This window comes from Streptosporangium album (assembly GCF_014203795.1).
GTDB classification, from domain to species: domain Bacteria; phylum Actinomycetota; class Actinomycetes; order Streptosporangiales; family Streptosporangiaceae; genus Streptosporangium; species Streptosporangium album.
In genome coordinates this window covers 174,061-181,166 of the sequence record NZ_JACHJU010000007.1, presented here as the reverse complement: position 1 = coordinate 181,166, position 7,106 = coordinate 174,061, and the positions used below count along the sequence as shown (strand labels likewise).

Here is a 7,106-nt window from a genome sequence, read left to right as displayed (position 1 = left end):
CCCACCGGACGAGTCCGGTGGGCCTTTCCCGTGGCCCCAGAGAGGTGGGGCTACGGGGTGACGGTGATGTGGGTGGGGGCCGGGGGCGTGATCGACGGGTTCGCGGCGAAGTAGGCGGCGAAGGCGTCGATGTCGAGCGGGCCGCTCCACAGGTCCGTGCCGTCCTTGAACCCCAGGAAGGCGTCACCGCCGCCGACGAGGAAGTTGTTGGCGGCGACCCGGATGGTCTGGGTGTCCGTGACGTCGGCACCGTCGATCTTCAGGTTGGAGACCTTCGAACCCCACGCCGCACCTGTGCTGTAGGTGTAGGTCAGGTTCGACGACGGCTGGAGGATCTTGGTGAAGGCCTGGTTGTTGGGCCCGCCGGTGAACTGCTGCTCCAGAACGGTCTTGAGCTGCGCGCCGGTGAGCGTGACGACCTGCACGAGGTTGTTGAACGGCTGCACCGTGAAGGCCTCGCCGTAGGTCACCACGCCGTCGCCCTCCTTGGCGGGCGAACCCGGGTAGGTGAGGGGGGCGCGCACGCCGCCCGGGTTCATCAGGGCGACCTGGGCGTTTCCGCCGGTCCTGGTGGCGGCGAGCTGGCCGTCGGCGATGAGGTTGCCCAGAGGGGACTCACCGGAGGCGGACGCGGCGTTGGTGATCTCGGCGGTGATCCTGCCGATCGGCTTGTCGGCCACCGAAGCGACATCCTTCTGCCGCTCCACGACGAAGTCCGAGATCTCCTTGTCGGGGGTGACCGTCCGGGTCACGATCTGGTTGTCGGCCACGACCGAGGAGCGCACGACGTCGCGGGTCCTGACGTCCACCTGGAAGTCGACCTTGGTGATCACCCGGCCGAACGAGCCGCCCTGGCTGTACAGGCGCGTGCCGCCCTTGGGGTCGGACACCTTGCACAGGTAGGCCTGGTGGGAGTGGCCGCTGAGGATCATGTCGATCTCGGCGTCCACCTGGGTGGCGATCCGGTTGCCCGCGCCCGGCTGGGTGGCGCAGGCGTCGGGCGACTGGCCCGCGGTGACCTGGTCGCCCTCGTGCACCAGCACGACCTGGGCCTTGACACCGACCAGCTTGAGCAGCTTGGAGGCGACGTTGGCGGCCTTGACCTCGTCGATGAACTCCAGGTCCTTGATGCCCTCGGCGGTGACGATGTTGGGGGTGGTCTGGGTGACCAGGCCGATGAAGCCGATCGGCACGCCGTTCATCCAGCGGATGGCGACCGGGGGCAGCGCGGGGATGCCATAGTTCTTCAGCAGGCCGCGCAACGCGGCCGTGTTCTGGCCGCCGAGCGCGGCGAGCGTCTCCTTCTCCGCCTGCGCGGAGGCCGCGCCCGGCCGCTTGAAGATCACGTTGGCGCCGAGGTAGCTGTAGTCCGCGCCCTTCCACTCACCTGCGGGCGAGCAGCCGTCCACCGGGTGGCAGCCGCCGTGCATGATGCGCCTGAGCTCGGAGTAGCCCTCGTCGAACTCATGGTTGCCCACGGCGGAGGCGGTGATGCCGATCTTGCCGAGGAACTCGACGGACGGCTCGTCGTGGTAGGCCGCGGAGAGCAGGGGGCTGGCGCCGATCAGGTCGCCCTGGGCGACCTTGAGCGTGTTCTTGTCGGAGAGCTGCTTGAGGTGCGTGGCGATGTAGGCGGCTCCACCGGCGTCCACCGTGGCACCGTTCTCGTCGACCATGCGGCCGGACGAGCCGGTCGGCGGCTCCAGGTTGCCGTGGAAGTCGTTCAGGGAGAGAAGACGGACCGGAACGGTCTTGGCGACAGGTTCGGCGGGCTTGCCGCCGGCCTCGGCCGGGACCGTCGCGAGCGCGAGACCGACGCCGGCGAGGGCACCGGCAAGGACCAGCCTCTGGAGGGAACGAGACATCATGGAACACGACATTAGGGCGACAATCTATGCAGGGAATGTCCGAGAGGTAACGATTCACCTGACGAGAAGATGGCGCTTTTTGCCAGCACCCGACGATCCGGTGACGTCCGGGTCCGCCTAGAGTCCAGAACATGAACGCGCACGTGGAACACCGAGGACGACTGGACGAGCGGGAGGTGGCCGCCGTTCTCGCGGTGGTCGAGGCCGCCACGGAGGCCGACGGCGTCAGGCCGCTCAACGAACACGTGATGCTGCACCTGCGCTACGGCGGCGACGACCGGGCGGGAGCCGTGCTCCTGTACGTCGGAGACGACCTGGCCGGCTACGCCCACGTGGATCCGACCGATCCGGTCGAAGGACCCAGCGGGGAGTTGGTGGTCCACCCCGCGTTCCGCGGGCAGGGCCACGGACGGCACCTGCTGCAGGCCGTACTGGAGCAGACAGGGGGGCGGCTGCGCCTGTGGGCGCACGGCGGGCACCCGGGAGCCGAGGCCCTCGCCTTGTCGACGGGGTTCACCAAGATCAGGTCACTCTGGCAGATGCGCCGCTCGCTGTTCGCGGCGATCCCCGCCTTCGAACTGCCCGAGGGCGTACGGCTGCGCGCCTTCGTGCCCGGGTCCTCCGACGAGGAGGCCTGGGTGGCGCTCAACGCCAAGGCCTTCGCCCACCACCCCGAGCAGGGCGCGTGGACGCTGGACGACCTGAAACGACGCGAGCAGGAGCCGTGGTTCGACCCGGCGGGTTTCTTCCTGGCGGAGCGGCCGGGCGGGAGCGGAGACGGCGGCGGCGACACGGAGGCGGAGAGCGGCGGTGACGGCACGGCGGGCGGCGGCACGGCGGATGGGGACGGCACGGCGGGCGGCGGGCGGCTGGTCGGCTTCCACTGGACCAAGGTGCACGGCGACGGCGGCCATGGGCACGAGCCGATCGGCGAGGTCTACGTGGTCGGCGTGGATCCCGCCGAGCAGGGTGGCGGGCTGGGCAGATCGCTGACCCTGGCGGGCCTGTCCCATCTCAGGTCACGGGGCCTGGCCCAGGTCATGCTGTACGTGGACGAGAGCAACCCCGCGGCGATCCATCTCTACGAGAAGCTGGGTTTCACCCGGTGGGACGTCGACGTCATGTACCGGAGATAACACCGGAGGCGACCCCCTACGGCGGAGCGGTCGTGCGCCGGAACGGGAGAACGCCGGCCGGGAACCCCCGGCCGGCGTTCGGTGATGATGGCTACTCGACCATCCAGTGGAGCGCGTAGTAGGTCAGCGCGGCGACCAGCGCGGCGGCCGGGATCGTCAGAATCCAGCCGGTCACGATGTTGCCCGCGACGCCCCAGCGCACCGCGGACAGCCGTTTGGTCGCCCCCACGCCCATGATCGCACTGGTGATCGTGTGCGTCGTGGAGATGGGTGCGCCGAAACCGATGGCGGCGGTGTAGAGGACGGTGGCGGCGGCCGCCTCGGCTGCGAATCCCTGCGGAGGGGTGAGCGCGATGATCCGGCGGCCGAGCGTCCGCATGATCCGCCAGCCACCCGCGTAGGTGCCCAGGGAGATGGCCGTCGCGGCGGACAGGATGACCCACTGGGGGATCGGGTCGCCGTCGTTCTGGTATCCCCCGACCACGAGTGCCAGGAAGATCACACCCATGGTCTTCTGCGCGTCCTGCAGGCCGTGGCCGAGAGCCATGGCAGCGGCCGAGATGGTCTGCGCGTGGCGGAAGCCCCGATTGGTCTTCGCCGGCTGGGAGTGACGGAAGCCCCACAGGATGGCGATCATGATGATCGCGGCCAGGAGGAAGCCGAGCACCGGGGAGAGGATCATCGGAATGACGACCTTGTCCACCACCCCGTCCCAGTGGACGTTGCTGGACGAGGCGAGCGCCGAGCCGACCAGACCACCGATCAGGGCGTGGCTGCTGGAGGACGGCAGGCCGAAGTACCAGGTGATGAGGTTCCAGGTGATCGCGCCGACCAGGGCGGCCCCCACGATCACCAGACCGTGGCTGCCCTGTGGGGCGTCGATGATGCCCTTACCGACGGTCGCCGCCACCTGAGTGCCCAGATGGGCACCCAGGAAGTTCATCGCCGCGGCCATGAACAAGGCGGCCCTCGGCGTCAGCGCACGCGTCGAGACCGAGGTGGCGATCGCGTTGGCTGCGTCGTGGAAGCCGTTGGTGTAGTCGAACGCCAACGCCACGACCACCACGCCGATGACGAGTGCGAGCGTGAGGTCCACTCAGCTTTCCTTGACCGCGATCGACTCGATCGTGTTGGCCACGTGCTCGAAGGCGTCGGCGGCCATCTCAAGCTGATCGATGACCTCCTTCATCTTGAGGACGGTCAACGCGTCGTACTCCCCGCCGAAGAGCTTGGCGAGAAGGCGCCGGTAAACCTGGTCAGCCTGGTTCTCCAGCCGGTTGATCTCGATCCAGTACTCGTTCAGGTTTCTCATCGAGCGCAGCCGGGGCATGGCCTCGGCGGTCAGTTCGGCGGCGCGCTCCAGGACCTCGACCTGACGGACGACCTCCTTGGGGAGGTGGTCGATCTGGTACAGGACGATGAGGTCGGCAGCGGCCTCCATGTAGTCCATCACGTCGTCGAGGTTCGACGCGAGGCGGTAGATGTCCTCCCGGTCGAAAGGGGTGATGAAGCTTTCGTTCAGCCGGTTCATGATCGCATGGGTGCGTTCGTCACCGGCGTGCTCGCAGGCGCGCATCTTCTCGGCCAGGGCTTCCCTGTCCGATCCGTCGCTGATGATCTCTACCAACAGACGGGACGCTGTGACGAGGTTGTTCGCCGAGTCGGCGAACAAGTCGTAGTAGCTGTCCTCACTAGGCGTGAGACGCAGGCGCACGTCGTTCTCCAGATGTGCGGGGATAGTCCGCAGAGAAGGGTACGGGTTACCAGCGGAAATACGAACTTCGCCCGCTAGACGCCTACTCTTCCAGCTGTCGCTACCCGACGTATACCTGGCGACACCCGGCTTGAGGCAGCGTTGGCGGCATCTTTCCGATGACCGTTTTGCTGGTTTTGGGCCATGTTATGCGGAAACTGAGCATAGACGTGGTTCTTCCCCGGAGGGATGACCGGCCTGCCATCCTCTGCACCGCCGCCCCGTCACGGCCGGTTTCGCGGGGCTCCGGAGCGCCGGGAACCTCATGCGGCCCGGGAACGCCGCAGGCGCAGTGATTTCGGTCACGGCAGTCCCATGAGCCGCCGTCGTGATCGTCCGCCTCCGCACCTCTCAGACGCGGGTCCGGTGGAAGTTCAGATAGGAACGGCTCGGCGTCGGCCCCCGCTGCCCCTGGTACCGCGAGCCGTACTTCTGCGAGCCGTAGGGGTGTTCGGCGGGCGAACTGAGCCGGAACATGCACAACTGGCCGATCTTCATCCCAGGCCAGAGCTTGATGGGCAGCGTCGCGACGTTGGAGAGCTCAAGGGTCACGTGCCCGTTGAAGCCGGGGTCGATGAAACCCGCGGTGGAGTGGGTGAGCAGGCCGAGCCTCCCCAGCGAGCTCTTCCCCTCCAGCCGCGAGGCGATGTCGTCCGGAAGGCTGATGACCTCGTAGGTGCTGGCCAGCACGAACTCACCGGGATGCAGGATGAACGGCTCGTCTCCATCGGGCTCGACCATCCGCGTGAGGTCGGGCTGCTCGACCGCCGGGTCGATGTGCGGATACCGGTGGTTCTCGAAGACCCTGAAGTAACGGTCCAGACGCACGTCGACACTGGACGGCTGGATCATCTCCGGCTGGAAAGGGTCAAGCTTGACCCTGCCGGACTCGATCTCGGCGGCGATGTCACGATCGGAAAGCAGCACGTGAGGCAACCTACCAACGCCGCGTCCCGGGCAGACCAAGAAACCCTGCCGGCGGACTGCGAGAGTTGCCCGAAGTTCCGCTACAGTAGTGGGCGCGGCAGACCGCTGCGGGTGTAGTTCAATGGCAGAACATCAGCTTCCCAAGCTGACAGCGCGGGTTCGATTCCCGTCACCCGCTCCACGATTTCTCAGACAAGCACATCTGGCAACAGTCTGAACGCCGACACATGCCGAGGCCGGATCAGCGTGAAGTCACGGCGGTCGATCGTGGCAATCTGCGTGACGCCTAGACGCTCCGCGATGGCAACCACGGACACATCAGCCGGGTCGAGACGAGTACTACATCCGTAGATTTTGAGGGAGTGGATCTCCTCGTCGGCGGTAGTGGTTGACCAGGGCACGGGTCTGATGGGCCTGCCGGAAGAAAGACCAGGCCAGGACATGGCCGATGGCATTGGCTGCGGGGATGAGGATCCGGGCCAGGACGCGGCGGATCTCGGCGACAGAGGGCCGGATCAGCCGGATCGGCATCAGCTCGGACGCTCCCGGAGACGATGGCCTTTTCCCTGCTCAGACCCGGCGCCGATGACAGGGAACGCCTGCTCGGGGCAGGACCGGTGGTCATCGAGGTGGGCATGGCTGACGGCGAGGAAGGCCAAGGCGAGCATGACGGTGCTGACGTGCCGGTGCCAGCCATCCCATTTACGGACCTGATACTGGGTCAGACCGAGCAAGTCCTTGCCGGTCTCGTTGTTCTCTTCGATCTTCCACCGCGCTCCGGCGACGCCGATGAGTTCGGTGACGGGGGTGCCGGTGGGGGCATGGGCCAGGAAGAACTCGACCTCGGCCGGGTCGCTGATGCTGCGACGGATCACGATCGTGTGGGCGTGGCCGTCAGCGGGCCGCTGCTCGGCCAACGTCGCGGACACGGCCGTCCAGTCGTAGGCGCGCACCCCCTTGGTGCCGTTGCCGCACGAGCGGCGCTCCCACCGGCCCGGGTTCGCCTGGGCCAGGAGCCGGTCCAGTACATGACCGACCGGTTCGGTGCCGCCTCGCAGCTTCAGGACGGGCAGGTCGACGGGAACGGCCATCACGTAGGCGATCTGCCGGGTATGGCAGAACGCGCGCAAGCCCGGGTCGCGGCCGTAACCGGAGTCGGCGGCGAAGTAGCGGAACGGGGTGCCGGCGGCCATCTCCTCGGTGAGCATGTCGATCACCTGCTGCGGTTTGGTGGCGAAGACGACCTGCTCGGGGACGCCTGCCACCGCACGCCGGGCACCGTCACCGGCCCAGCTTCGGGGAAGGTACAGCCGCCGGTTGACGAAGGCGTGTCCGGCTGAGGAGGCGTAGGTGAGCATCGGCATCACCTGGCAGTTCTCGATCTGGCCGGGGGCTTGTTCGTGAATAACTGTCAGAGTTGAT

At 67.3% G+C, this 7,106-nt stretch carries 5 protein-coding genes, 1 tRNA gene and 1 pseudogene; 2 read left to right on the top strand and 5 right to left on the bottom strand.

Translation table 11 applies throughout. The features are described 5' to 3' along the window. Positions 1 to 50: 50 nt before the first annotated feature. Complete coding sequence (locus tag FHR32_RS41610; protein ID WP_246466190.1) at positions 51 to 1,868, bottom strand: bifunctional metallophosphatase/5'-nucleotidase; 1,818 nt, start codon at positions 1,866 to 1,868, stop codon at positions 51 to 53. Between the two features lie 131 nt (positions 1,869 to 1,999). On the opposite strand from FHR32_RS41610, the gene mshD reads away from it, so the two are divergent. Further along, positions 2,000 to 3,004, top strand: a complete 1,005-nt coding sequence (gene mshD, locus FHR32_RS41605; RefSeq protein ID WP_184755304.1) for a mycothiol synthase — start codon at positions 2,000 to 2,002, stop codon at positions 3,002 to 3,004. A gap of 91 nt (positions 3,005 to 3,095) precedes the next feature. Here mshD and FHR32_RS41600 read toward each other — a convergent pair whose 3' ends face one another. The 3 genes from FHR32_RS41600 to dcd all read right to left on the bottom strand — a co-directional run bounded on the left by FHR32_RS41600 (position 3,096) and on the right by dcd (position 5,684). After that, a complete protein-coding gene (locus FHR32_RS41600) occupies positions 3,096 to 4,100 on the bottom strand; it encodes an inorganic phosphate transporter (RefSeq protein ID WP_184755303.1) in 1,005 nt (334 codons plus the stop codon). Further along, a complete protein-coding gene (locus FHR32_RS41595) occupies positions 4,101 to 4,718 on the bottom strand; it encodes a DUF47 domain-containing protein (RefSeq protein WP_012887642.1) in 618 nt (205 codons plus the stop codon). Between the two features lie 390 nt (positions 4,719 to 5,108). Beyond that, positions 5,109 to 5,684 (bottom strand): dCTP deaminase, encoded by a 576-nt coding sequence (gene dcd / locus FHR32_RS41590; protein ID WP_184755302.1) that lies wholly within the window; start codon positions 5,682 to 5,684, stop codon positions 5,109 to 5,111. A 107-nt stretch (positions 5,685 to 5,791) separates the two neighbouring features. Here dcd and FHR32_RS41585 point away from each other — a divergent pair. Beyond that, positions 5,792 to 5,865 (top strand) — tRNA-Gly (locus tag FHR32_RS41585). A gap of 349 nt (positions 5,866 to 6,214) precedes the next feature. Here the strand turns inward: FHR32_RS41585 and FHR32_RS41580 are convergent. Beyond that, positions 6,215 to 7,072 (bottom strand): annotated as a pseudogene (locus tag FHR32_RS41580) (IS701 family transposase); the annotation flags it as partial. Between the last annotated feature and the right edge of the window lie 34 nt (positions 7,073 to 7,106).

What these genes read in the sequence shown, in the direction of transcription:
- FHR32_RS41610 (WP_246466190.1), bottom strand. Translation starts at nt 1,868, where the DNA reads ATGATGTCTCGTTCCCTCCAGAGGCTGGTCCTTGCCGGTGCCCTCGCC.
- mshD (WP_184755304.1), top strand. Translation starts at nt 2,000, where the DNA reads ATGAACGCGCACGTGGAACACCGAGGACGACTGGACGAGCGGGAGGTG.